The organism is Gluconobacter sp. DsW_056 (genome assembly GCF_002153595.1).
Taxonomy (GTDB): domain Bacteria; phylum Pseudomonadota; class Alphaproteobacteria; order Acetobacterales; family Acetobacteraceae; genus Gluconobacter; species Gluconobacter albidus.
The window spans coordinates 67,473-92,716 of sequence record NZ_JOPF01000011.1; the positions used below are offsets into that span (position 1 = coordinate 67,473).

Sequence of the window (25,244 nt, forward strand, 5' to 3'; positions counted from 1 at the left end):
AAAGACCTGCCATGTGTCTCAGGCGGCAACGCGTGTGCGCAGGGCTTTTGTAACGGATCGGGCAGGGGCCGTGGAGACGAAGCGCCAGTTGGCAGCGTCCGAAAAAACGGTGCGCAGGAGTCGGTTGTTGAGTGTATGGCCGGATTTATGGCCAATAAAACCCGCCTGCATCCGGTGTCCGGCACAATAGAGGTCGCCAATAGCGTCGAGTAATTTGTGACGGGCGAACTCTCGCTCAATTTTCAGTCCTGCGGGGTTGAGAATGTTTTCTCCATCCACGACGACGGCATTCTCCAGTGATCCCCCGCGCGCCAGACCGATACTCTGAAGATATTCGATATCCTGACGATTGACGAATGTCCGGCAGAAAGCGACCTCTTCCATGAAGCGTTGCTGGTTAAGCTGCATGGCATAACGCTGGTTTCCAATGGCCTGAGCCGCAAAACTCAGGGAGATGGCCAGTGAGAGTCCACGCTGTGCGGGACGCAGTTCGGCAAAAGCGCCGTCTTCGCCTTCGACGCGGACATTGCGCAGGATTTCGATGACCTGGCGGGGTGTATCGAGGATTTTGCGGCCAGCGCACTGGATCAGGAACGCGAAGGCGTCAGAAGCCCCGTCGAGAACTGGCAGTTCCGGTCCGCTGACCGTGATCAGGATATTGTCGATCTCGCAGGCATTGAGGGCTGCCATCAGGTGTTCGATCGTGGCGACGCGGAGGGACGGGTCGTTTTGACACGCGACAACCGTTGAAAGGCGTGTATCCACAATATGGTCATAGGTCGCGGGGAAAGAGGGTGAGCCCTCCTTATCCGAACGCTGGAACCTGATCCCCGTATTGGCGGAAGCAGGAGAAAGAAGAAGGTTGACCGTGACACCACTGTGCAGGGCGATCCCCTGACAGTGAATCGGGTGTGCGAGAGTGGTCTGCAGGTTTTTTGAACTGGTGCGCTCCAGGCGGGAAGACGAAGCATCAGAACCTGACGCCATTTCAGGGCGCGCTGTATCAACGCCACTCGCCGTTCTTATACCTTGCTTGGGCGTCACCTGCATAAAGCCTCCGAAAAATCTTGTTCCGGAGACTAGAAAACAGATACCGGACTTTGGTTCCAGTCAACGATTGTTGCCGGATATTACCCCTCTTGTGTTGCCCACAAGAGGGGTGTGCTGATCAGCGACGCAGATAGGTTGGGATATCCAGGTTGGAATCATCGCCGCCGCTGGAGGGCTGTTCGGGATGCTGCGGAGCCTGGTGCTGATACCCGTCGCGTGTGTTCGGCTCGGCACGCTGGGCTGGCTGCTGGCCCTGTTGCGGCTGGGTCGGACGGCTGCGGAAGGCGCCTGTGACCATGCCGAACAGGCTGCGGGGTGCTTCGGCCTGTTGCTGGGGAGCATGGCGGGACGGGTCGGAAAACAGACCGGCCCGGGGAGAGGGCTGATGGACGCTGTCCTGCCGGGGTGACTGGTTTTCAGGGGCGGCTTGCTCGGGAGCAGGCGGTTCCTGCGCAGACAGGGGTGCTGTGTTGTGAGCTGGTGCCTGTTGAGCGTCGAGCGCGAAATTCGGCCGCGGCGGACCGCCGGCATAGGTTGAACCGGGCTGGAAGGACGGTGCGCTGGCCCGGGAAGAAGATGTCTCCCGGGGGGCCGCCTGCGAGGCTGCGTTTGCGTGCGGCGTGGATGTCTGAAGGTGCTCGGGAGGCGCGGACGGGTCTTGGGAGGGCTGCGTGTCGATGCCGGTTGCGACGACCGAGACGCGGACGCGACCATTCAGCTTTTCGTCGATCAGCGCGCCGAAGATGATGTTTGCATCGTCGGCCACTTCCTCACGGATGCGGTCAGCGGCGGCGTTGACTTCATAAAGCGTCAGGTCTTCACCGCCCGTGATGTTGATGAGAAGACCGCGTGCGCCCGCCATGGAGGCGTCTTCCAGCAGCGGATTGGAAATCGCACGTTCGGCTGCGAGGACGGCACGGTCTTCTGCGTCTTCTTCACTGGACGCTTCGCCCGTACCCATCATGGCCTTGCCCATCTCTTCCATCACGGCCTTGACGTCCGCGAAATCGAGATTGATCAGGCCGGGGGAAACCATAAGGTCCGTAATGCCGCGAACGCCCATGTTCAGGACATTGTCGGCCATCCGGAAGGCTTCGCGGAATGTCGTGTTCTGCGTTGCGGAATTGAAAAGGTTCTGGTTCGGGATGACGATCAGCGTATCGACGTGCTTCTGAAGTTCGGCAATGCCCTTTTCAGCAGCTGTCGTGCGGCGACGCCCCTCGAAATTGAAAGGTTTCGAGACGACGCCGACCGTCAGGACGCCGCGTTCGCGTGCCATGCGCGCGATGACCGGCGCCGCACCCGTCCCTGTGCCACCACCCATGCCAGCGGTGATGAAGACCAGATTCGCGCCTTCAAGCTGCCGGTCGATTTCCTGAGCGGCTTCTTCGGCGGCTTCACGACCGATTTCCGGCTTCGCGCCTGCACCCAGGCCGCGGGTCAGATGCGGGCCAAGCTGGACGCGGCGTTCAGCCTTGGAGTGGGCAAGCTGCTGGGCGTCGGTGTTGGCAACGACGAATTCCACGCCCTTGAGATCAGACGCAATCATGTTGTCGACGGCGTTCGTCCCGCCGCCGCCAACGCCGATCACGGTAATCCGTGGCGCCAGCTCAACGTGGGAATTGGGAGTAGGGGTAAGGTTCAGCGTCATGATCTGGTCCGGAACTTCATGAAAGCGACATGTGAGGGCGTTATGATCTGTAATAGCTTATACATTATTGCGTATGAAGCCTACGAGACGTTTAACAAGTCCGCGAGGTCTTGGTTCGGGTGCGGAAATATCTCCGAAATCCCGATCCGCACCCGCTGCCCAGGCCAGGAGCCCCGCAGCGGTTGAAAAGCCTGCCGAAGCCGCGGCCGTCTCGGGCAGGCCATAGATGTTCTGGGGTTTCCCCATCCGTACGGGGCGTCCGAGGATGCGGGTTGCAACGGGAACGATCCCTTCCAGCAGGGAGGCTCCGCCTGTAAGGACGACCCTGCCATTGGCCAGCCGGCCCAGTCCCGCATTATCGAGCGACTGCCGGACGAGTTCCAGTGTTTCCTCGATCCGGGGCTGGATGACAGAAATGACCTTGGAACGCTGCAAACGTACCAGCCGGTCGCTGTTTTCCCCGATCAGGGGAACGGACAGGATTTCCCGCTGGTCGTCCGAACCCATCTGGGCTGCGCCATACATCGTCTTGAGGCGTTCGGCCGTTTCCAGGGACGTCGACAGGACGCCTGCAATGTCGCGCGTGACATGCAGTCCGCCGACGCGGATTTGGGCGGTGTGCAGCAGTTTTCCTTCGCAGAAAACCGCCAGAGATGTGGTGCCGCCGCCCATTTCCACAACCGTGACACCAAGCTCCCGCTCTTCGGCCGCAAGAACCGAAATGCCCGAGGCAAAGGGGCTTGCCACCAGCCCGTCCAGCTTGAGTTCCGCATGTTGCAGAACGGCATCCAGAGTGCGCAGGGCGCTGGAGTTCATGTCTACGACATGCATCCGGGTCGCCAGTTCTTCGCACTGGTGGCCGACGGGATCGGCAATGCCGGGAATGGAATCCACGACATACCCGATGGGAAGGGTGTGGATGACCTCGCGGCCTTCCATCCAGGCGCGGGCCTGTCCTTCCGCAATAAGACGCTGCACGTCTCCGGCCGTTACCTCCCGTCCACCGATCGGGATCTGGGCGTCCACCAGCCGACTCAGCGGCCTGCCGCAGGACAGGTTGACGACCAGGGAGTCCATGCGCCGTTCGGCGGCTTCCTCGGCCTGGCCGACCGTGGCCCGGATTGCGGCTTCGGCTTCGCGGATGTCGACGATTGATCCTGAGCGGATGCCGTGGGAGCGGCGCCAGCCGTGACCCAGAACCTGAATGGAGCCGTCAGCCTCGCCCTTGCCGATCAGGCAGGTCATTTTCGTTGTGCCGATATCCAGCGCGCCGAAAATGCCCGGACGCCATGCGATACTGCGATGCGTCTCTTCCGGTGGAAGCGGCAGGATGTCGCGCGGGACACGGTTGACGCTCACATCACGCTCGCCGCCGACGGGGATGAGGGACCGGCCCCTCAGACCGCCCCGGCGACGGAATGCCGGAAGATCTGACATGGAGGTAAGGTCATTCATGGCTGCTTCGCGCTGTCTGCTGGGGGTGGAGGAGAGGACGGAGACGGATCGGTTTTCGCTCCTTCGGCAGGTGGGATGGCCTGCGGGGGCTGATGGACGACCATTCTGTCCGGAAGACGAAGATCAATCGACTGCACCGGACGTTCCAGAAGGCGCATACTCTGCTGATAACGCGCCAGACGCGCAAAAGCTGCGGCTTCTTCACCTTCAGGCAGCAGAACGGTGGTGCCGTCCTTGAGGGTCGCATTCCAGCGGCGGCCTCCGACGCGGATCAGCGCCGTGACCTGAGCCTTGACCAGCGGTTCGTGGTTGAGGGCATCAATGACGCCTGCGGCGGCGGTATTGGCGCCTTCGCCCACCACCAGCGGGAGCTGGAGGAAGGCCTGTGCATTTTTTCCCGTCAGTCCCTGATCGGGAACTTCTTCACCGGCGCGGTTGATGAGCATGAAATGCCCGCGGTCCTGCCAGACGGCGATCGGGGTGCGCTCGACAAGCGTGATGATGACGGTATCGGGCATGTGCCGTTCAACCGTCGCATGGTCGATGAAGGGAAGCTCGTCCAGTCGCTGGCGGGCAGCCTCGACGGAGAAGCCGAAAATCGGATGCCCGATGGACGTGCCCAGTGCGTCCTGGATCGAGGCCTCGCTGGTCATGCCGCGGCCGTTGATGACGATATGGCGGATGGGCAATGGCTCCATTGCAACCAGCCGTTCGCGCAGAGGGGCAAAGCGTTCTTCCGAGGCAGCGTCATACAGCAGGCGCATACCGGCCCCTGCCAGACCCATCACGACCAGAAATACGATCGCAGGCCGGACCAGCCGCCGTTGCCGGCGCCAGAACAGCTTTGCCCGGGAAGGACGGTCTTCCTGAGGCGGCATGCCCCCGGAATAACGCTCCCGGACAAAATCGTTTTTCTGAAAGGACGGGTCTTCCCGCATCAGCGCGTCAGTGCCTCCCGGACCATCCAGTCACACAGGTCCGGATAGGGAATGCCGCAATAGGCAGCTTGTTCCGGCAGCAGGGAAGTTGGCGTCATGCCCGGCTGTGTGTTGACCTCGAGAATGACGAGCGTGTCGGTATCCTCGTTATAACGGAAATCGGTACGGCTCGCACCTTGACAGCCCAGCGTCCGATGGGCGCGCAGGGCGTAGTCGAGCGCGCGATCGGTCACGGTCTGCGGAATATCTGCAGGAACGACATGACGCGAGCCGCCAGCCTTGTATTTGGCTTCGAAATCGTAGAACGCGGCTGTTTCGCAGGGCAGGATATCCGTGACGGCGAGGGCACGGTCTCCCATGACGCTGGCGGTCAGTTCGCGGCCGGGGATGAAGCTTTCGACCAGTGCGTCCTTTCCGAAGCGCCATGTCTGCGCGATTTCCGCACGGCGATTGTCGCCCGTCCGCACGATCTCGACCCCCACGGATGACCCTTCGGCGACCGGTTTGATGACATAGGGTGCGGGAAGGGGATCGGCTTCGGCCAGTTCCTCGACCGTGACCACACGCCCCTGTGCCACGGGCAGACCTGCGGCGGCCAGAAGGATCCGCGTGGCGCCTTTGTCCATCGCGACGGCAGAGGCCCGGATTCCGGAATGCGTGTAAGGCAGGCCGAGCCATTCCAGAACGCCCTGAATGGCTCCATCCTCGCCGCGCGGGCCGTGCAGCGCATTGAAGACGACGTCCGGTGCTGTGGATTTCAGGCTGGCGATTGTCGCGGCAATATCCGGGCCGACGTCGATCGGCGTGACGTCGTGACCCGTCTCGCGCAGGGCGTTGATCACGGCCTCGCCACTGACGAGGCTGACGGGGCGCTCGTTGGATGTTCCGCCCAGCAGGACTGCGACTTTCATGACGTCTGGTCTCCTTCGGAATGACGTCCGATCCGTTTGATTTCCCAGTGCAGGCTGACGCCGCTGCGTGCCAGAACTCTCTCTCGCACGCTCTCTCCCAACGTTTCCAGATCCGCGCTGCTGGCCTGTCCCAGATTGAGCAGAAAATTGCAGTGCTTTTCGCTGACCTGCGCATCTCCGATCTGAAGGCCGCGACATCCGGCTTCGTCAATCAGCTGCCAGGCCTTGTGACCTTCCGGGTTGCGAAACGTGGAGCCGCCGGTTCGTGCGCGTACGGGCTGCGAGGCTTCGCGGGAGGCCCGGATGTCCGCAATGCGGCTCCGGATGGCGTCTGCCTCGTCCGGTGTCCCACGCAGGCAGGCCCGGATCACCACGCTGCCTTCTGGAAGCTCCGAATGACGATACGCAAAGCCCAGTTCGTCATGTGAGAGGCGGCGCAGATCGCCTTTTTCTGTCAGGATTTCGGCCCATTCGAGAATGGCATCAAGATCCGATCCGTAAGCCCCTGCATTCATGCGGACAGCGCCGCCGATCGAACCCGGAATGCCGGCCAGAAACTCCAGACCGGCAAGACCGGCTGCGGCGGCATGTTCGGCTACGGTGACGTCGAGGGCAGCAGCCCCGACGATCAGGCTGCTGCCCTGTACGTCGATATCTGCGAAGCCACGCGCAAGGCGGATGACTGTGCCTGCGATGCCGCCATCGCGGATGATGACGTTCGAGCATGCCCCCAGAACCGTGACCGGCATGGTCGCAGGTTTTTCACGCAGGAAACGGGCCAGGTCATCCTGATCCTCAGGGATAAACATCCAGTCCGCCGGGCCGCCGACGCGAAACCATGCGCGGGGCCCCAGAGGTGCGTTCGCGGTCAGTCTTCCCCGGAGGCTCTTGACTGGAAAATCGCTGCTACCCGTCATGCTGCGCCTTCGGTTGCAGGCTGCCGGTTCAGCGCTTCGAGCTGGGCAGGGAGCGCCTGCGCCCACTGGGTGATGGTCCCGGCACCGAGGCAGACAACATAGTCGCCCGGCTTGGCGATGGCGTTGATCATTTCCGGCAGATGCGCGGGATCGGGGAGTGGCACGACGGAACGGTGACCACGATCGCGCAGGCCTTCGACGAGTGCATCACGACCCGCACCTTCGATCGGGGCTTCACCCGCAGCGTACACGTCCGCCACGATGACCGTATCGGCATCATTCATGCAGGTGCAGAATTCGTTGAACAGGACTTTCAGGCGCGAATAGCGGTGCGGCTGTACGACGGCGATGACGTTCTTTGCGCCGGCCTGACGCGCGGCTTTTAGAACGGCGGCGATTTCAACGGGGTGATGACCGTAATCGTCGATGATGGAGATGCCGTTATAGTCGCCGGTGCGCGTGAAGCGGCGCTTGACGCCCTTGAAGGTCGTCAGGGCGGACGCGATGACGGAATCGCTGATTTCCATTTCAAGGGCGACGGCGATGGCGGCCAGCGAATTCAGGACGTTATGGTGTCCGAGCATCGGTAAACGGAAGGGGCCCGCCCGGCGCGAGCGGTTGCGCTGACGGTTCGTGATCACGACCTCGAACGTGGCCCCCCGCTTGTCCATAACGACTTTTTCAGCGCGGATATCGGCCTGCGGGCTGAAGCCGTAAGTGATGACACGATGATCGGACAGGCGCGGGATCATCTGCTGGACCTGGGGATGGTCCACGCACAGGACCGCAAAGCCGTAGAACGGGATGTTGGACACAAACTGATCGTAGCCGGCCTGCATGGCCTCTTCTGTACCCCAGTGATCCAGATGTTCCGGGTCCATGTTCGTCACGACCGCGATCACAGCGGGCAGACGCAGGAACGAGCCGTCGCTTTCGTCGGCCTCGACAACCATCCAGTCGCCTGAACCCATGCGTGTGTTGGTGCCATAGGCTTCAATAATGCCGCCGTTGATGACAGTCGGATCCAGCTTGGCGTGTTCCAGAACGCAGGCGACGAGGCTGGTTGTCGTGGTCTTGCCGTGCGTGCCACCAATGGCGACGGACCAGCGCAGACGCATCAGTTCCGCGAGCATTTCCGCACGGCGGACAACCGGGATGAGCTTGGCGCGGGCGGCCACGACTTCCGGGTTGTCCTTTTTTACGGCCGTGGACGTTACGACAACCTGCGCATCGCCCAGATTGGCGGCGTCATGGCCGATATGAACGACAATTCCGGCCTGGCGCAGGCGTTGCACATTCGCACCTTCCGCGATGTCCGACCCCTGTACCTTGTAGCCCAGCATGTGCAGCACCTCGGCAATACCGGACATACCGATGCCGCCGATACCGACGAAGTGAATGGTTCCAATGTTCAGGGGCAGGGCGCGCATGGGGCAGGTACTCTTGGGTAGAAGCGGAGGATCAGGGACGAAGAGCGGATTCAATCAGATCCGCGACTTTTGCGGCAGCATGAGGGCGCGCGCAGGACTGAGCGGCTTTTGCTGCGTTTTCGAGCTTTTCAGGATGGGAAAACAGATCCGTCAGCAGAGCTGTCAGCGCTGTGGGCGTGAAATCCGGCTGGCGGATCATCCAGGCGGCACCCGCATCCACGAGCGCCTGACCATTCGCACCCTGTTCATCGGAGGCCGCGATGGGAAGCGGAACGAGAATGGAGGGGCGGCCGGACATTGTCAGTTCCGCGACCGAAGAGCCGCCCGCGCGACCGATCACGAGATGTGCGTCGCGGAGACAGGTTGGCACATCGGTGAAGAACGGTGCGGCTTCGACCTCAATACCGGCGTCCGTATAGATGGCGCGGACGCGGTCCAGATCGTCAGCCTTGATCTGCTGCGTGACTTTGAGGCGCTTGCGGAGTTCTTCGGGCAGGGCAGCGAGGGCCTGTGGAACAACCTCGGAAAATACGCGTGCTCCCAGAGAGCCACCCCAGACCAGAAGGTTGATCCGTTCTTCGGGCGCCGCGTAAGTATTGCCAAAGAGCGCTTCGATGCCTGCGCGTACGGGCATACCGGTAAGCGTCGTCTGGGCGTTTTGCGGGAGGCGCGCGACCGTAGCGTAAGAGGTGGCAATCAGCGGAGAAAAGCGGGACAGGAAGGCATTGGCCTGTCCGAGAACCGCATTGCCCTCATGAATGACCATGCGGGGCCGCTTTGCGGAGGGCAGAAAACGGGATGCGGTCAGGGGGGGGATAGACGGATATCCGCCAAAACCCACCACAGCTGCCGCATCAAGGGATTTGAGGACGCGACGTGCTTCTCCAATACCGCGCAGCAGGGCGAGCACCCCACGGACTTTGCCGCCAAGGCCCTTGCCTGCCACACCGGCACCATCCAGCACATATTGGGGCAGGTCCCTGAACAGGCCTGTGTCCCGGCGGCCATGCCGGGCATCGGTCATGAGGACGAGGTCATGGCCCCGTTCCGCGAGCACAGTCGCGACGGCTTCAGCGGGGAAGAAGTGCCCTCCGGTGCCACCGGCGGCGATAACGATGGGGCGGCTCACGGCGCATTCCTCTCAAACGACGGGTTCTGGCCGTAAGACGCGGCGGCTCTTTGCCCGATTCTGCCCTGGCCTACATGATGGCGGGTCAAAGCCAGAACCATTCCCATGGTCAGGGCTACCGACATTGCTGAACTGCCACCATAGGAAATGAAGGGGAGCGTCATGCCCTTTGTCGGGATCAGATGCAACGTCGAACCCATGTTGACGAAGGCCTGAAGGCCAAAACCCGTCACCAGTCCCGCAGCAGAGACAATGACGAACGGATCGTCTTCATGCATTAGCTTGAGGAGGGTCCGCAAAACGATCGTTCCGAAAAGCAGGATGATCATCACGCACAGGATCAGGCCGTATTCTTCACCGGCAACCGCGAAGACGAAGTCGGCATGGGCGTCTGGCAGCAGGTCCTTTACCCGTCCTTCACCCGGGCCGCGTCCCAGAAGGCCGCCGTTTCCAAAGGCACGCAGTGCGGTGTCGATCTGGTAATGGTCACCGACATCGGGATGCAGGAAGCGCTGGACGCGGGACTGGACGTGCGGAAAGACGATATAGGCGACCGCAAAGGCTCCGGCCATGCCCGCCACGCACAGTCCGACCCAGTAGAGCTTGAGGCCATCCACGAAAAGCTGGGTCATGAAGACCATCGTGATGACGGAAAGCATTCCGATATCAGGCTGCGATTTCAGCAGGAGCAGGATGAAGCCGAAGCACAGGAACGCAATCAGCATCCCCGGAAACGCGATATTGCCCCACATGACGACAGAACGTCGTGCGGAAAGCAGCCAGCCGGTCACGACCGCAAAGCAGGGCTTGAGGAACTCGGAGGGCTGCACGGACATCATCGGGAGCGCGATCCAGCGGCGTGCGCCCTTGATTTCCATGCCATGCACCAGCGTCATGGCCGTTGCACCCAGTGCGATGATCCCGCCGATGATCGCCAGTCTCTTGATGGCCTTGCGCGACAGATAGGACGTACCGAGCACGATCCCGCCAGCCAGCGTCAGAAAGATCACCTGCTTGAGAATGAACATGTTGCGTGAAGCGCCGATACGCGACGCCACTGCAGGACTGGCGGCGAGCATCAGCACATAGCCAAGTCCGATCAGCAGGCCGACGCAGGCCAGCGTGACGCGATCAAGGTTTCGCCACCAGCGGGCAACAGCGGAGGTCTCGACGCGGGATAGTCCCGACATGGTGTCAATCCTCCAGCTTTGGGGTGAGCGTGGCGCCCGAATGGCCTGATTTCACAATATTATCGCAAATCTGAAGAAAGTGTGACCCACGATCCTCGAAACTGCGAAATTGATCAAAACTTGCACAGGCGGGGGACAGCAGGACAACCGGAACAGTCTGGGCGAGAGCCGCGCTGAAAGCCGCCGGAATGGCATTCTCCAGCGTCCCGCACTGCTGGAAGCGTACGCCGTGCATGGCCAGTGTCGCAGCGAGCGTGTCAGCATCCTGTCCGATCAGAAAAGCCTGTGCAATATGTCCGAAGAAGGGTGCAAGGCTTTCGATACCGCCCGCTTTTGCAACGCCACCCGCAATCCACATGACCTTATCATACGAGGCAAGGGCCTTGGAGGCGGCTTCGGCATTGGTGGCCTTGCTGTCATTGATGAAGGACACGCCATCGCATTCCGCCACTTTCTGCAGGCGATGTTCCAGGCCGGGGAAGGATTTCAGACCGGCGCGGAGGACCGCATCATCAAGGCCAAGATGACGCGCGATGGCGCAGGCTGCGCCGACATTCTGGGCGTTGTGCCGGCCCGGAAGCGCCGGACCGTCGAAGGGGGGCAGCGCATCGGCATCCAGTTCCGAGACCTGCACGCCGCGCGCTGCGACCTTTGAGGCAATGGCGCGGCACCAGTCATCATCGGTGCCGATCACAGCCAGATCGCCGGAGCCCATATTGTCGAAGACATGTGCCTTGGCTGCGGCATAGCCGGTCATGTCGCCGTGCCGGTCCAGATGGTCGGGCGTCAGGTTCAGCAGGCAAGCCGCGCTGGCATGGAAACTGTCCAGCCGTTCAAGCATGTAGGACGACATTTCGATCACATAAACGCCGTTATCGGGCAGGAGCGGGAGCGCCAGAGACGCTGTCCCGAGATTGCCGCCTGCAACACAGGGGCGTCCGGCCACCGTAAAAAGATGGGCGATCAGGGCTGTTGTCGTCGATTTGCCATTTGTGCCTGTGACGGCCACGAACGCGGCTTTTGAGCCGGATTTCCGGACCGCCCGATACAGGATTTCGGCATCGGACAGGATCTGGACGTCCTGTGCGCGGGCGAGGTCCGCGGCAGGATGTGCCTTCGGCAGCAGGTGCGGAATGCCCGGTGACAGGATGAGGGCCGTCATCCCTGACAGATCGGTCAGGGGACCGAGCGTCAGGTTCGGATGTGCGGGCAGATCGGCGTTGCGATCGTCCCAGGCCTGCACCTGTGCGCCCATTCCGAGCAGGGCATTGACGACAGCCGCGCCGTTGCGCCCCAGACCGCAGACGGCATAACGCTCGCCTGCAAGAAGGTTGGGCGGGAAGCCGTTCATCGCAGCTTCAGGGTGGCCAGGCCGCACAGGCCGAGCACGATGGAGACAATCCAGAAGCGGATGACGATTTTTGGCTCCTGCCAGCCCTTTTTCTCGAAATGGTGATGCAGCGGCGCCATGAGGAAGACGCGGCGTCCCGTTCGCTTGAACCAGAAGACCTGAATGACGACCGACAGGGTTTCGGCGACGAAAACGCCACCCACGATGCACAGGACAAGCTCATGCTTCGTGGCGACGGCAATGGCGCCAAGTGCTCCGCCGAGGGAGAGGGAGCCGGTATCGCCCATGAAAACGGCTGCTGGCGGGGCGTTGAACCACAGGAACCCTAGGCCTGCCCCAATCAGCGCCGCACAGAAAACTGCCAGTTCGCCCGTGCCTGGAACTGGGTGCAGTTGCAGGTAGTCTGCAAAAACGTGATTGCCGACCAGATAGGAAATCAGGGCGAAGACCAGTGCTGCGATCACGACCGGTACGATGGCCAGTCCGTCCAGACCGTCCGTGAAGTTCACGGCGTTGCCGAAGCCGGTGATGGCGATCATGGCGAAGATCGGAAACGCATAACCCAGCGGAAGCAGCACATCCTTGACGAAAGGGAAGGCGACCATGTTGCGCAGTTCTGGCGGCGTCAAATGTTGCAGCCAGATTCCGGCAATCAGCGATGTCAGGAATTCGCAGCCCAGTCGGGTACGTTTGGAGACGCCGGTCGTATTGCGCTTGGAGAGCTTCAGATAATCGTCGGCAAAGCCAACCGCGCCGAAGGCTGCCGTGGTCAGCATGACGGCCCAGACGAAGCCATTTGTCAGATCCGCCCAGAGCAGTGTTGCCGAAAAAAGCGCAATCAGGATCAGCATTCCGCCCATCGTTGGCGTGCCGGCTTTTTCCAGAATGTGTCGTTCAGGGCCGACAGAGCGGATCGGCTGGCCTTCGCGCTGGATGCGTTTGAGCTGTGCGATGAAGGGTTTGCCCAGAGCCAGCGAAATGACCAGTGCCGTCAGGCAGGCGCAGCCCGAGCGGAACGTCAGGTAATGGAACAGGTTGAAGAACCCGCCATGGGACGTGTCGTGGGCGGCAATAAGATTGAAGAGCATCAGGCAGAGACCGGGCTGGAGGCGTTGTCGAGGGCTGAGATCACGTCACGCATCCGGCTGCCGAAGCTGCCTTTCACGAGCAGGAGATCACCGGGGCGAAGGGCGTTAAGGAGCACAGAGGCAAGAGAGGCAGCATCGGCGGCGTATCCACCCTGAAGCCCGCACGGCAGCGCATCATAAAGTGCGCGCATATGGGGTCCGCAGCAGAATGCGAGGGCATTTGCATTCTGCACGGCATCTGCCAGAGAGCGGTGTTCGGCATCGGCGAATATGCCGAGTTCGCGGATGTCTCCGAGGGCCGCGACATGCCGCTGGGCCGGAAGCAGGGCGAGCGTGGCCAGAGCCGCGCGGACGCTGGGTGTGGAGGCGTTGTAGCTTTCGTCGAGCAGGCGTACGTCGTTCAGGATCGTGCGGATCTGTCCGCGTCCCGCGCCCGGCACGAAACCGTGCAAAGCGCGCGATGCTGCTGCGACGTCTTCGCCAAGAGCTACAACTGCGCCGAGGGCCAGGGCCGCGTTTCTGGCAAGATGCTCGCCAGGCGCAGTGAGCGTCACGTTCTGCTTTCCGCAGGGAGTGTGGAGCGAGAAATGACTGCCCTCCGCCGTGCACCTCACGTCTTCAAGGCGGAGTTCTGCTGCGGCGGAGAAGCCAGACCGCCAGAGAGTGCAGCCTTCAGGAAGAACGTCTGTAAAGACCGTCTGCCCGTGAGCATCATCAGGGACGATTGCGATCCCATGGCCGGGAAGGGCGCCGAACAGGGAGGCTTTTTCCCGCGCAATCGCTTCGATGCTGCCCATATGGCCGAGATGTGCCGTGCCGATCGTGGTGATGATGGCCACATCGGGACGGACCTGAGCAGCAAGGGGAGCGATTTCTCCCACATGGTTCATGCCGATCTCGCTGATGCAGAAGCGGGCATCCTGTGGCAGCCGGGCCAGCGTAAGGGGAACGCCCCAGTGATTGTTGTAGGACGCCACGGCGGCATGTGTCGGGCCGATTGCGGACAGGGCGACGGTCAGCATGTCCTTGGTCGTTGTCTTGCCGACGCTCCCGGTGATGGCCACGACTTTCCCGTGGAAACGGGAGCGGGCATAGCGGCCCAGATCCACTAATGCGGTCATGGTGTCGGGAACGATCAGGAGGCGCGGATCGTCCAGACCGGCAGTGTCATGCACGAGAACGCAGGCCGCGCCCCTGTCCAGAGCCTGCCGGATATGGGCGTGGCCATCGCTGGTTTCGCCGCGCAGGGCAATGAACAGGTCGCCGGGGGCGAGCGTCCGTGTGTCGATCGAAATGCCCGTGACGCTGACGTCCGCTTCAAGCCTACCACCCGTCGCGGCCCGCAGGTCGGCACTGGTCCACAGCACGCTCATGCGGCACCTGCCAGTTCGCGGATGACGAGACGATCATCGAAAGGCAGGATATCCGTGCCCACGATCTGTCCCTGTTCATGCCCCTTGCCGGCTACGACAAGAATATCGCCGGGATTCAGGGCTTCAAGCCCTGCTGCGATGGCGCTGCGACGGTCAGCGATTTCCAGGGCGTCCGGGCAGGCCGCGCGGATTTCGGAGCGGATCGCCATAGGATCTTCCGTGCGGGGGTTGTCGTCCGTGACGATGGCCAGATCCGCCATGTGTGCAGCGACCTCTCCCATCAGTGGACGTTTGCCACGGTCACGGTCGCCACCTGCGCCGAACACCACGACCAGACGGCCTGTCGTATGCGGGCGCAGACTGGACAGGACACAGTCGAGGGCATCGGGCGTGTGGGCGTAATCGACATAGGCCGCGGCACCGTTAGGCAGTTCGACCGCGCGTTCGCATCGCCCGTGGACGCCTTTCAGGCGCGGCAGAAGGTCGACAACCTGCCGGGCATCGGAATCGTCCGTCCAGCACATGGCGGCTGCCAGCATGACGTTGTCGGCCTGAAAGCGGCCTGGCAGAGAAAGGGACATTTCAGGCAGTTCTTCGTCATGCAGGGCCAGACGGAGGATCTGACCGGAGGGCGTGGGGCGGGCCTCGATCAATCGAAGAGCCGTGCCATTGCGCCCGACACTGCGAAGTTTCAGGTTTCGTCTGGCCGCAATCGCCTGAAGGGCTGCGAAAGTCTCGCCGTCCATATCGGCGTTGACCGCGGCAATGCCGCCCGTGGGCAGGACGTCGTCAAACAGGCGCAATTTAGCCGTGCGGTAGGCTTCCAGCGTCAGATGATAGTCGAGATGATCGCGTGTCAGGTTGGAGAAGCCGGCGGCTGTCAGGGAGACGCCATCCAGCCGGTGCTGTTCCAGCCCGTGCGAGGAAGCTTCAAGCGCGACGTGATCAACTCCGTTCCGGGCCAGAGCAGCAAGAGTCTGGGCCAGCGAGACGGGATCGGGGGTGGTGAGGCTCGGAGGAGCGGGGATGTCCGTATCCGACACGAGCCCCAGCGTTCCAAGACTGGCCGCGCGGTTTTCCTGAAGGATCCAGAGCTGGCGGAGGAAATCGGCCGTGCTGCTTTTTCCGTTTGTTCCGGTGATTGCCGCGATGCAGGAAGGCTGCGGGCCAGCAAGGGCGAAGGCCATGCTGGCCAGAAGATGTTTGGCATCCGGGCGTCTGATCACAGGAACCGGGCCTGCGGTTTCTGCGCCGTCATGATCAATGATCACCGCGGCGGCGCCTTGTGAGAGAGCCTGTGCGATAAAGGTGCTTCCGTCCTGTTTTGCGCCGCGCAAGGCAAAGAACAGCGCGCCCGGGCCAACTCTGCGGCTGTCGGCAGTGACGGCCAGAATGTCAGGGTCGCCCGTCAGGGACTGCGATTTGCCACAGAGGGCGAAGAGCTGGGAGAGGCGCATGGGACGGTTCAGTGCTGTGTCTTGGTCTTGGAGGAAGGGGTCTTGGGTTCGTGCGTCTGATTGCGCGGGTCTCCGGGATCATTTCCGGGACCGAGGGCATGATAGCCGGGGGGAACGACCGGGTTCATCGGAATGGCCAGAGAGGCATCAATGGCGTCTTTGTTTGCAAGATCGGGGAACTGGTTCAGGATCGGGCCGACGCGGGAAATGATCTTTTTCACGGTCGGAGCCGCGTTCCAGGCGGCCGTCGTCCATCCATGGGTCGCCGCAGTTCCCTGCGGACTGTCGAGCATGACATAGACGGCATAATGCGGATTGTTCATCGGGAAGACGCTGGTGAAGGCCGAGACGTTGACGTGTTTCAGATAGCCGCCATGGGCGCCGATCTTTTCCGCAGTACCGGTCTTGCCGCCGACATAATACCCCGGAACTTCGGCGGACTTGCCGCTTCCCATCGTAACGTCAAGGCGCAGCAGCTTGCGCAGGAGGGCTGACGTCTGTTCGGACAGAACCCTTGTGCCCACAGGTGTTTCAGCGCCGATTTCGTCGCTGTCGGTACCCGGCCGGTACGCGACCGGACGCAGTTGTGCTGCATCAGCATCGGGTGTCGGCTTGCTATCGTCTTCGGTATCGCGGGCTACGAGCGTTGGCTTGAGCAGGATGCCACCGTTTACGGTCGCGGCTGTTCCTCGCACGATCGCAAGCGGCGGCTCGGCCACGCCATGACCGAAGCCGACTGTCATGACGGTGGAAATGCCCCAGTTGCGCGAGGCCGGTACGAGCGGCCGTCCGGCTTCGGGCAGTTCAACGGGAACGCGGTTGAAAAAGCCCATGTTGCGCAACCAGTCCTGCTGCCGGGCGGCACCGACATCAAGTGCGATATGCGCGGCGGCGGGGTTGGACGAAAAGGCCAGAACGCCGGGCAGGGAGAGCCACGGGGCGAAATGGTCCGTCTTCATGTCCCGGATGGTAAAGCGGCCAACGCGGATGGGGATGGTCGAAAAGCGGTCCCACAGGTGGACGACGCCGAGTTGCAGGCCCATTGCGGCGGTCTGGAGCTTGAAGGTCGAACCGGGTTCATACATGCCGGTGACAGCGCGGTTGAAGCGCGCATCGTTGGGGGCGTGGCCGAAATCGTTGGCGTCATAATCGGGCAGACTGACCATGGCGAGGATTTCGCCGGTGCGGACATCCATGACGATCGCGCTGGCGCCGATGGCGGAGAATTCGTCTTTTGCAGCCTGAAGTTCATCATGCGCGACAGTCTGCACGCGCACGTCCAGCGACAGGCGCAGCGGAGATTTGTCGGAGTTCAGGCGCTTGTCGAAATATCGTTCCACACCGGCGATGCCATGATCGTCGATATCGACGCTACCCATGATCTGGGCAGCCGTCCGGCCCAGCGGATAGTGACGGCGTTCGCCTGCTTCGAAATAAATCCCCGGAATGCCCAGATTATTGATGGCGATTTCCTGAACGGGGGAAATATCGCGTGCGAGATAGACGAACTGCTTCTTCAGCGACAGGCGCCGGATCGTCTCGTCCCGGTCAAGCTGAGGGAGAACTTTCCGGAGTTTGTCCGCTGCGTCTGCCGGGTCGATCAGTTCCATTGGATTGGCATAGACCTGCGCCACGGGCAGCGAGAGCGCCAACGCCTGGCCCGTTCGGTCGGTGATGGTGGCGCGCTTGACGGTCGGCAGGACAAAATCGCCGGACATTTCCCCGCGCGGATCGCTTTTGGGAATTTCGGGGACCTGAGGGGCGATCTGACGCTTTTCAGGCTCCATTGGCATCAGGACAGTGGCAACGGTCGCCTTGAGGGCTACGGCACCATAAATTGCCAGAAACCCCATTCCTACGCCCAGCAGGCGTCCGTGCATCTGGTCAAGATTCAGCCGACGGAATCCCCGCGGGGACGCACCTTTCCGGGGACGTCCTGACGGGGCATCCTGATGCGCGGGGCGCTGCGAACCGGAAGAAGGTGGCACGTCCTGGGGCATCGTGCGGGGGTGCGTCCTGTGGAAGGGCTCGCCCTAAGCTATCCGAGAATGCTGAACGAGCGGTTAACGACGGAAGGGCTTTCAGTTAGCCAACGGCACCGGCGCGGGCAATGCGTCATTTGCATTTGCCAGAGCGGAAAGTTGAGTGTGATGTGCTCGCGGGCGTTCTTCCGCAAGGCGCGTCGTCACCGGAGCATGGCTGACATGAACAGCCTGGGGATGCCAGGCCGCAACCATCAGCGGAGCAGGGTGACTGTCACGATAGCTGACGAGATGGACGTTTGGCGCCATGTCCGCATGGCTGTGAACGGACGCTGTAACCGGCCGAGGCGTGACGGAGGCTAGCTGGACGTCGGCAGCGCGAGCATGGGAGGGGTGCGTCGGGATCGCCGCAGGTTTGGTAGCAAGCGGGGCAGGGTGGCTTGCCATGGCTACGACCACAGGCCGGGGCGCTGGTGTGCTCTGGGCGGGAGGCTGTGCATGCACAGCAGGCTGCTGCGGGGCGGGAAGGGGCAGATGTGCAGCTTCTGCGGCTCTGTTGACGACCTCGTGCAACCCTTCGCGAGGATCTGCTGCCTGTGATTTCGAGCCGGGAGCCGGCAGATGTGCCTCAAGAGACGCCATGCGGATAAACTGGTCCGGCTCCATCGGATGCAGGGTCGGAACGAAGCGGGCGGCGAGCGTGTTGAGGCGGTCCGGCTGGTTCAGGAGCGCCCATTCCGTCCGCAGCATGGCGGTCTGGCTCCGCACGCGCTGTGTGTCCTGCACGATTTTCGTGATCTGCTGGTCCAGAACCGTGGTCTCATGCTTCTTCGTATAGAGAAACAGGCCGGATCCTGCGGCAAGGACGGCACAGGCGACGGTGAAGGGCCGGATCATGAGGACATTCCTGAGACGGGCATCGGGGAGACGGGATTGCGGACCAGTGCACGCAGACGGGCGCTGCGGGCGCGCGGATTTTCCCGGGCTTCCTCGTCCGTAGCGGAGAGGGGGCGGGAATGGAGAAGGGAAAAGGCCGGCGCGTTCTGACGAAGCGGCGCCGGTTCGTGGCGGGAAGGATTTCCCGTCCGCCCTGCAAGAACGGCCATGGCGCGTTTTGCCAGACGGTCTTCGAGGGAATGGAAGGTCACAACCACGAAAATACCGCCCGGGGCAAGAAGGCGCGGTGCGGCTTCCAGCGCCCGTTCCAGTTCGCCAAGCTCGTCGTTCACGGCAATCCGCAGTCCCTGAAAGCTGCGGGTTGCGGGGTCGATATTGGCGCGATCACGGGGCACGCAGCAGCGGATGATATGGGCAAGCTGGCCGGTCGTGGTGATTGGAGCCTCGGCGCGGGCAGCTACGATGGCGCGTGCGATGCGGCGTGAGAGTTTTTCTTCACCATATCGGTAAAGGATGTCCGCAATTTCCGCTTCCTTGAGGTCATTGACCAGATCGGCGGCGGAAGGGCCGTCCGAGCCCATGCGCATGTCCAGCGGGCCATCGTTGCGGAACGAAAAACCGCGCTCGGCCTGGTCGATCTGGAAAGACGAAACGCCCAGATCCAGAACGATGCCGTCAAAAGGTCCTTCTGCGCCGACCAGGGCTTCCATGTCGCCGAATGTGCCCTGATGCATCCGCAGCCGCCCGTTGGCCTGTACAGCCATGGCGTTTCCACGTTCGATGGCTGTCGGGTCACGGTCGATGCCGTCGAGGGTGCAGTCAGCCGCGTTCAGAATGGCGCGGGCATAGCCACCGCCGCCGAACGTACCGTCCAGATACCGTCCGCCAGGACGGGGGGCGAGGGCTTCGAGCACCTCGTGCAGCATAACGGGGACGTGGCCCGAATGAACCAGGGTGATCGCGTTCATTCGGCTGCTCCCGCAGTGTTTGTGGTGGCGGGCGCGCTGATGGGATGACGTCTGGTTGCAAGCGTTTTTGCGCGGCTCCGGGCGGCCTGACGGCGCTCTTCAGCAGCCGCGGGATGCCAGATCTGGAACGTACGTCCCAGCCCCATGAAAGAGACTTCGTCCGTCAGCGAGGCGTGCGTGCGCAGGGTCTCGGGAAGGATGATGCGGCCTTCCTTGTCGCTGTCCAGCGGATAGGCATCCGCATAGAGGCTGGCGGCCAGATCTTCATGGTCTTCCGAAAACGGATCGTATTCGTCAAGCGGGGTGGCGAGGGAAGCGAAGGCGCCAACCGTCCAGCCCTCGATGCATGGGTGGAGGTGGGACGGCCGGAGAATAACCAGCGGGTCGCCCGGCTGGGCCTGGGATTTCAGGGCGGCGCGGAAGGATGCGGGAATAGAGACGCGTCCCTTGGCATCGAAACGGTTCTGATGCGTGCCGAGGAACATGCTCATGAACGATGTGCCTCCTTCCTGCATTCAGAACCGGGTATTCGGCTGCTGATTATTTGGCTTGGTCTTCATTGGGATATCATGGGATTTCATGGGACGTCAAACAGATATCGTCAGAAAACCGCAGAAAACTGCGACATTTTTGAAAGTTGAAATGTGACAAAAATTTTTGCTGTTTGTTAGGGTTTATCAGGGATAATCGCGGAGGCGGATCTATACCTGTCGTTATTTGTTCTGTTTTTGTTCTTCTTTGGTGAGGGGAACAATTACTGGAAGAACAGATTTTCAGAGGGTGCCAGACGGCCTGTAAGCCGGGTTCTGTCCGCCCGAAAGCGGGACGATCATTCCTCTGGGACCTGCATCGCTGCAGGCCTCACGCAACCAACCCGAACGACGGGGCGAGAAGCCCCCGGCTTCCTTGCGGAAACCTGCCGTTCCTATTCGGTCTTGCTCCCGGTAGGGTTTACCATGACCATCGCCGTTGCCGGAGATGCGGTGCGCTCTTGCCGCACCGTTTCGCCCTTACCCGCAACGTATTTTCCCGGCGATAAATCGCCGAAAAAACAGTCCGGCGGGCGGTCTGTTTTCTGTGGCACTGTCCCTGGGGTCGCCCCCGCCGGCAATTAACCGGTACCGTTTTCCCGTGGAGCCCGGACTTTCCTCCCTGTATGCGATCCTCATCGCATACACAGCGATCGTCCAGCCGTCTGGCGGCGCAGACACTGCTCCGGGACGCCTGCGGGGTCAAGGGCAGACTTTTTCTGATACCCGGGGCATAAGGGACGGATGCGCCCGACCCTGACATTGCGGATCTTCCTGTTCTGGCTGACCCGACAGAGCCGCAGACGTGGTATTACGCCACGCACAATCGTTCTTGATGAAATTCCGCCCATCCCTGCTCCACAGCCCTCTGTAGATGTTCTGCGGCAGATCCGCCGTGTGACGGGGCGTCCGAGTTTTCCCGTCAGGCTCTCGTCGCTGAGGATCCGGCGGTGGCGCGAGATCCGTGTTCCCGGAGGCGAGGGAGAGCGGACTGCGCGTCTGTATCGCCCACGGGGGAAAGTCAGGGGTGTTGTTCTGTTTCTGCACGGTGGCGGATTCGTGCATTGCGACCTCGTCTCGCATCACGGGATCTGCTGCCGTCTTGCCGCGTCTTCAGGGGCAATGGTGCTGTCGCTGGATTACCGTCTTGCGCCAGAGCACCGCTTTCCAGCCGCTCTGGATGACGCCAAAGCTGCGCTGGACTGGATTTTCAGGACTGTGCCAGCCGATCTGCCGGTGGCTGTGGCGGGTGACAGCGCGGGGGGCAATCTGTCCGCTGCACTCACTCAATGGGTTCGGGGGCGGGGATCACGCCCGCTTAGCGCCCAGCTTCTGTATTATCCGGCCCTCAGCGGTCCGTTCGTTCCGCCGTCCCGGCAGACTTATGCGAACGGTTACATGCTGAGTGCGGAGCTTCTGTACTGGTATTGCGGCCAGACACTGGCGAGGCCAGAGCAGTTGTTTGACCCGGCGTTTTCGCCGTTACTCGCGGATGAGTTCGACAGACTTCCACCTGCCATGATTGTCACGGCGGGGTTTGATCCGCTCAGGGGCGAGGGCGAGCTTTATGCCCGGCGTCTCGATGAGGCCGGAATACCAGTTCTGCTGAAAAACTTCCCGCGCATGATTCATGGGTTCCTGAACGGCTATGCGCTGTTTCGGAACGGCCGTCAGGCGTTGAGGGAGGGGGGGCTGTTCCTGCGCGAAGCTTTTGCACTGGAAAGAAACGGAGCGTCCTAGGAGGCTCCGCCTTTTTCAGAGCACGTCAGAGAGGCAGGTCGTGGAAGGAGCCGGGGGTTCCCGCATCGGTCTGTACGGTCCGGTCGGCCCGGTTGATTTTCAGGCTGAACAGCTTGTCGGCCGAAGGTTTCTCGCCGGGGCAGCCGTTACCGTGACGTCCGAGAACGTCCATCGTCGGCGTATTGTCGGACGCACTTCCGTTGACGACGAAGACGAGGCAGTTGCGTGGCAGATCCGTCAGGTTGTCTTTCACCACCGCAAGACGCAGATGCTCCACCAGCGCCGTGTTGTCGAACCAGCTCAGCTTGCTAAACGTGATCTTGTCATAGGACATGTCCAGCAGTCCGCTCCGGACTGCAATGAACATGAGCAGAAAAGCCGGGATGACCACCAGAAGCCGCCGCAGCAGAAGCTGCTTGAAGCTGCGGGGCTGGCGGCGTGTGTTTTTGCCCGGCGCGCGGCCCAGACGGGGCGTTGCGCTTTTATCGTCACTCAAATGTGGTCACTCCGAGGCTTCGTGCCAGGTGTCGCCATGCTCGGCGAGCAGACGGGTGGCCTGCTCCGGACCGTAGGAGCCGGCGCTGTAGGTCTGCATGGGTACCGTATTATGTTTCCACGCATCAAGGACCGGTTCTGCCCAGCGCCATGCCGCTTCGACCTCGTCGCGACGGATGAAGAGGACCGGATCGCCCCGGACCGCATCAAGCAGCAGTCGCTCGTAGGAGTCGGGGAAGGGCATGCCGCCTTCCATGCGAATGGAGGCGTCCAGATCCGCCGTATGGAGGTTGAACACGTCCAGCGCGGGGTTCTTGACGTTCAGCCGCAGTTCCACGCCTTCATTGGGCTGGATGCGCAGGACGAGCCTGTTGCTGGCAGGTGTGGCGCCGAATATCGTGGTCGCCGCCGGGCGGAACGTCACGACGATCTCGCTGACCTTGCGAGCCGAGCGCTTGGCCGTGCGGATATAGAAAGGCACGTTCTTCCAGCGCGGTGTATCGACCCAGGCGCGGACAGCGGCATAGGTTTCCGTGGTGCTGGGCTGGCCGAGTTCTTCAAGATAGCCCGGAACGTTTTCGCCGCCGATCACGCCGGCCGTGTACTGGGCACGGACGGTCTCGGTAGCTGCGCTGGCTTCCGTAATCGGGCGCAGCGCGTTCAGGACGGCCAGCTTGGCGTTGCGGACGGCATCGGCCTCAAGGGAGTCGGGCGCTTCCATGGCGACCAGACACAGAACCTGAAGCAGATGGTTCTGGATCATGTCGCGCAGTGCGCCTGACGTATCGTAATAGGCCGCGCGACCTTCCACGCCGACCGTCTCGGCGGCGGTGATCTGCACGCTCTCGATATGCTCTGCCGACCATGCCGCATTGATGAGCGGGTTGGCAAAGCGCAGGGCGAGAACGTTCTGGACCGTCTCTTTGCCAAGATAATGGTCGATCCGGTAGATCTGCTTTTCTGGAAAATACTGGCCCACACCGTCGTTGATGGCGGTTGCGGTCGCCATATCCGTTCCGATGGGCTTTTCAAGCACCACCCGCGAACTGGCTGTAATCAGCCCGTACCGGTGCAGGTTTTCGCAGATGCTGCCGTAAAGCTGCGGCGCAGTTGCGAAATAAAAGACCCGTACACGATCAGGCTGAGCCTTGGCGAACAGGGACGTCAGGCTGTCCCACTGTGTGCTCTCGCGGCTGCTGTCGAGGGTCACGTAGTCCAGGCGGGCCAGAAAGCGGTCCACCAGTCCAGGGCTCAGGACATCCGAAGGAAGGAAACGCTCGAGCGCCTCACGGGCACGCGCAACATAGGCCTCCCGGCTCAGCTCCGTCCGGGCGGCTCCGATGATGCAGGCATCATCCGGAATTTGCCCCAGCCGGAGGCGGTTATAGAGCGCGGGCAGCAGCTTGCGCATCGTGAGATCGCCAGTGGCGCCGAAGATGACATAGTCGAAGGGCTCGACCTGCTGGAAATGTTCCATGGAAGACTCTCTGACCTCTCGAACCCGCAGACCGGGAAAAAAGGGTTAGGGTTCAGGCCTTTTCAGGCACCGTCTAGATCCCTGCCGGGGCGCTTTCTGTCAAGGGACGAGCCGTGCACGACATCGGGAGAAAGGTTTCTTCAGACCCATGCGTTCATGAAACGTGCACATAATTCCGTTGACCGTCCCGCCCTCCTCACGATAAGCCGCGCGGCGGATGCTGTGTTTGCGCAGCGTCGGCGAAACATAGCCCAGACGACATAAGGAAACCGGACCATGGATGCAGAAACCAAGAACGAAGGCGCTGCCACGGGCGGGATCGCTGCGGACCGTCTGCGCTCCATCATCGAGCGTGTCGAGCGTCTGGAAGAGGAGCGCAAGGCTCTGGCCGGCGATATCAAGGATATTTTCTCAGAAGCCAAATCGGCCGGATTTGACGTAAAAGTCATCAAGCAGATCATCCGCCTGCGCAAGCAGGAGCCGGCGGAAATCGAGGAGCAGGAAACCCTGCTCGACATCTATCGTCGTGCCCTTGGAATGTAATTCCGGCTGCCGGACGATCGAACACGCTAATTTCAGACTGGACCGGGCCTCCTCATGATGTCTGATTTCTCATGGCTGCCAGGCTGGGCCTTTGGGTGCCTGGTCGTGGTGGCCGCACTGTTCGGACTGGCGCTGCTGTGCATGCCGTTCGCCGTGTTCGGCACCAAGCCCCGGTTGCAGGATCTGGAGTTCCAGATCGCCGAGATGCGCGCTGAACTCCGGGCCCTGAATCTGCGTCTGGCGGTTTCGACGCGTCCGGACGGTCCTTCTGCCGTTCCGGGCGGGCAGACCGTCATGGCGCCTCAGGAACGCATGGCGCAGATGGATGAGGACTATCTGATGCCGGCGCGGACCCTGCGCCCCGATCTGCCTTCGTATGAGGACGGTCCGGGGCAGATCGCTGCGGGGCGGGGAGACCCTGAAACCCTGCCGCGTCGAAACCTTAATGCTGCGTCCACGACCGGAAGGGACGACCTGTCCGGCGCGTCCGAGCGGGTCTGGTCACGTGCGCCATGGGAGCACGACGAAACCGAGGCCGGGCGTCAGCCTCTGGGTCGTGGTATCGACAGAAAGCAGGTCGTGAAAACGGTTGCGGAGAATGACGCCTACCGCTCGCGTTCGGAACCCAAATTGCGCTGGCCTCCGAAGGGCTGAAGACCAGCAGGGCAGGGA

The 25,244-nt window shown here is 61.9% G+C and carries 22 protein-coding genes and 1 other RNA gene; 3 read left to right on the forward strand and 20 right to left on the reverse strand.

Features of this window, described 5'->3' with window-relative positions; genetic code table 11:
• Positions 1-18: 18 nt before the first annotated feature.
• The 18 genes from lpxC to rnpB form a co-directional block, all read right to left on the reverse strand.
• A complete protein-coding gene (gene lpxC, locus HK22_RS11845; RefSeq protein ID WP_233142610.1) occupies positions 19-987 on the reverse strand; it encodes a UDP-3-O-acyl-N-acetylglucosamine deacetylase in 969 nt (322 codons plus the stop codon).
• A 181-nt stretch (positions 988-1,168) separates the two neighbouring features.
• Positions 1,169-2,701 carry a cell division protein FtsZ gene (gene ftsZ, locus HK22_RS11850; RefSeq protein ID WP_086649404.1) on the reverse strand — a complete coding sequence of 511 codons (1,533 nt, stop codon included), beginning with the start codon at positions 2,699-2,701 and terminating at the stop codon, positions 1,169-1,171.
• Between the two features lie 57 nt (positions 2,702-2,758).
• Positions 2,759-4,156: a cell division protein FtsA gene (ftsA, locus tag HK22_RS11855; RefSeq protein ID WP_062109694.1), complete on the reverse strand. Its 1,398-nt coding sequence runs from the start codon at positions 4,154-4,156 to the stop codon at positions 2,759-2,761.
• Positions 4,153-5,094, reverse strand: a complete 942-nt coding sequence (locus tag HK22_RS11860) for a cell division protein FtsQ/DivIB (RefSeq protein ID WP_086649405.1) — start codon at positions 5,092-5,094, stop codon at positions 4,153-4,155. The genes ftsA and HK22_RS11860 overlap by 4 nt, the downstream gene beginning before the upstream one ends.
• Positions 5,094-6,005 (reverse strand): D-alanine--D-alanine ligase, encoded by a 912-nt coding sequence (locus HK22_RS11865; protein WP_086649406.1) that lies wholly within the window; start codon positions 6,003-6,005, stop codon positions 5,094-5,096. The genes HK22_RS11860 and HK22_RS11865 overlap by 1 nt, the downstream gene beginning before the upstream one ends.
• A complete protein-coding gene (murB, locus tag HK22_RS11870; RefSeq protein ID WP_086649407.1) occupies positions 6,002-6,922 on the reverse strand; it encodes a UDP-N-acetylmuramate dehydrogenase in 921 nt (306 codons plus the stop codon). Before murB ends, HK22_RS11865 begins: the two co-directional genes overlap by 4 nt.
• Positions 6,919-8,352: a UDP-N-acetylmuramate--L-alanine ligase gene (gene murC, locus HK22_RS11875; protein WP_086649408.1), complete on the reverse strand. Its 1,434-nt coding sequence runs from the start codon at positions 8,350-8,352 to the stop codon at positions 6,919-6,921. Before murC ends, murB begins: the two co-directional genes overlap by 4 nt.
• Before the next feature lie 31 nt (positions 8,353-8,383).
• Positions 8,384-9,481: an undecaprenyldiphospho-muramoylpentapeptide beta-N-acetylglucosaminyltransferase gene (gene murG, locus HK22_RS11880; protein WP_086649409.1), complete on the reverse strand. Its 1,098-nt coding sequence runs from the start codon at positions 9,479-9,481 to the stop codon at positions 8,384-8,386.
• Positions 9,478-10,671 (reverse strand): FtsW/RodA/SpoVE family cell cycle protein, encoded by a 1,194-nt coding sequence (locus tag HK22_RS11885; RefSeq protein ID WP_086649410.1) that lies wholly within the window; start codon positions 10,669-10,671, stop codon positions 9,478-9,480. Before HK22_RS11885 ends, murG begins: the two co-directional genes overlap by 4 nt.
• Before the next feature lie 4 nt (positions 10,672-10,675).
• Positions 10,676-12,022, reverse strand: a complete 1,347-nt coding sequence (murD, locus tag HK22_RS11890; protein WP_086649411.1) for a UDP-N-acetylmuramoyl-L-alanine--D-glutamate ligase — start codon at positions 12,020-12,022, stop codon at positions 10,676-10,678.
• The gene (gene mraY, locus HK22_RS11895) at positions 12,019-13,110 is read right to left on the reverse strand and encodes a phospho-N-acetylmuramoyl-pentapeptide-transferase (RefSeq protein WP_062028551.1); all 1,092 of its coding nucleotides are present in this window, start codon (positions 13,108-13,110) and stop codon (positions 12,019-12,021) included. Before mraY ends, murD begins: the two co-directional genes overlap by 4 nt.
• A complete protein-coding gene (murF, locus tag HK22_RS11900; RefSeq protein ID WP_086649412.1) occupies positions 13,110-14,483 on the reverse strand; it encodes a UDP-N-acetylmuramoyl-tripeptide--D-alanyl-D-alanine ligase in 1,374 nt (457 codons plus the stop codon). Before murF ends, mraY begins: the two co-directional genes overlap by 1 nt.
• Positions 14,480-15,940, reverse strand: coding sequence for a UDP-N-acetylmuramoyl-L-alanyl-D-glutamate--2,6-diaminopimelate ligase (locus HK22_RS11905; protein ID WP_086649413.1), 1,461 nt, complete (start codon positions 15,938-15,940; stop codon positions 14,480-14,482). Before HK22_RS11905 ends, murF begins: the two co-directional genes overlap by 4 nt.
• A gap of 8 nt (positions 15,941-15,948) precedes the next feature.
• The gene (locus HK22_RS11910) at positions 15,949-17,940 is read right to left on the reverse strand and encodes a penicillin-binding protein 2 (protein ID WP_086649414.1); all 1,992 of its coding nucleotides are present in this window, start codon (positions 17,938-17,940) and stop codon (positions 15,949-15,951) included.
• A gap of 81 nt (positions 17,941-18,021) precedes the next feature.
• Positions 18,022-18,819 carry a hypothetical protein gene (locus HK22_RS11915; RefSeq protein ID WP_086649415.1) on the reverse strand — a complete coding sequence of 266 codons (798 nt, stop codon included), beginning with the start codon at positions 18,817-18,819 and terminating at the stop codon, positions 18,022-18,024.
• Positions 18,816-19,787: a 16S rRNA (cytosine(1402)-N(4))-methyltransferase RsmH gene (gene rsmH, locus HK22_RS11920; protein ID WP_086649416.1), complete on the reverse strand. Its 972-nt coding sequence runs from the start codon at positions 19,785-19,787 to the stop codon at positions 18,816-18,818. The genes HK22_RS11915 and rsmH overlap by 4 nt, the downstream gene beginning before the upstream one ends.
• Positions 19,784-20,278, reverse strand: coding sequence for a division/cell wall cluster transcriptional repressor MraZ (gene mraZ, locus HK22_RS11925; RefSeq protein ID WP_086649417.1), 495 nt, complete (start codon positions 20,276-20,278; stop codon positions 19,784-19,786). Before mraZ ends, rsmH begins: the two co-directional genes overlap by 4 nt.
• Positions 20,279-20,566: 288 nt before the next feature.
• Positions 20,567-20,986, reverse strand: an RNA gene (rnpB, locus tag HK22_RS11930) — RNase P RNA component class A.
• Between the two features lie 75 nt (positions 20,987-21,061).
• On the opposite strand from rnpB, the gene HK22_RS11935 reads away from it, so the two are divergent.
• Entirely contained in the window at positions 21,062-22,057 is a 996-nt protein-coding gene (locus tag HK22_RS11935; protein WP_086649418.1) for an alpha/beta hydrolase, read from the forward strand.
• Positions 22,058-22,082: 25 nt separating this feature from the next.
• On the opposite strand, the gene HK22_RS11940 is transcribed toward HK22_RS11935, so the two are convergent.
• Positions 22,083-22,553 (reverse strand): hypothetical protein, encoded by a 471-nt coding sequence (locus HK22_RS11940; RefSeq protein WP_174694494.1) that lies wholly within the window; start codon positions 22,551-22,553, stop codon positions 22,083-22,085.
• A 6-nt stretch (positions 22,554-22,559) separates the two neighbouring features.
• Positions 22,560-24,029 carry a glucose-6-phosphate dehydrogenase gene (gene zwf / locus HK22_RS11945; RefSeq protein WP_086649419.1) on the reverse strand — a complete coding sequence of 490 codons (1,470 nt, stop codon included), beginning with the start codon at positions 24,027-24,029 and terminating at the stop codon, positions 22,560-22,562.
• 276 nt (positions 24,030-24,305) lie between these two features.
• Here zwf and HK22_RS11950 point away from each other — a divergent pair, with 276 nt between their 5' ends.
• The gene (locus HK22_RS11950) at positions 24,306-24,572 is read left to right on the forward strand and encodes a DUF2312 domain-containing protein (RefSeq protein WP_062027147.1); all 267 of its coding nucleotides are present in this window, start codon (positions 24,306-24,308) and stop codon (positions 24,570-24,572) included.
• A 54-nt stretch (positions 24,573-24,626) separates the two neighbouring features.
• Entirely contained in the window at positions 24,627-25,226 is a 600-nt protein-coding gene (locus HK22_RS11955) for a hypothetical protein (protein WP_086649420.1), read from the forward strand.
• Positions 25,227-25,244 lie beyond the last annotated feature (18 nt).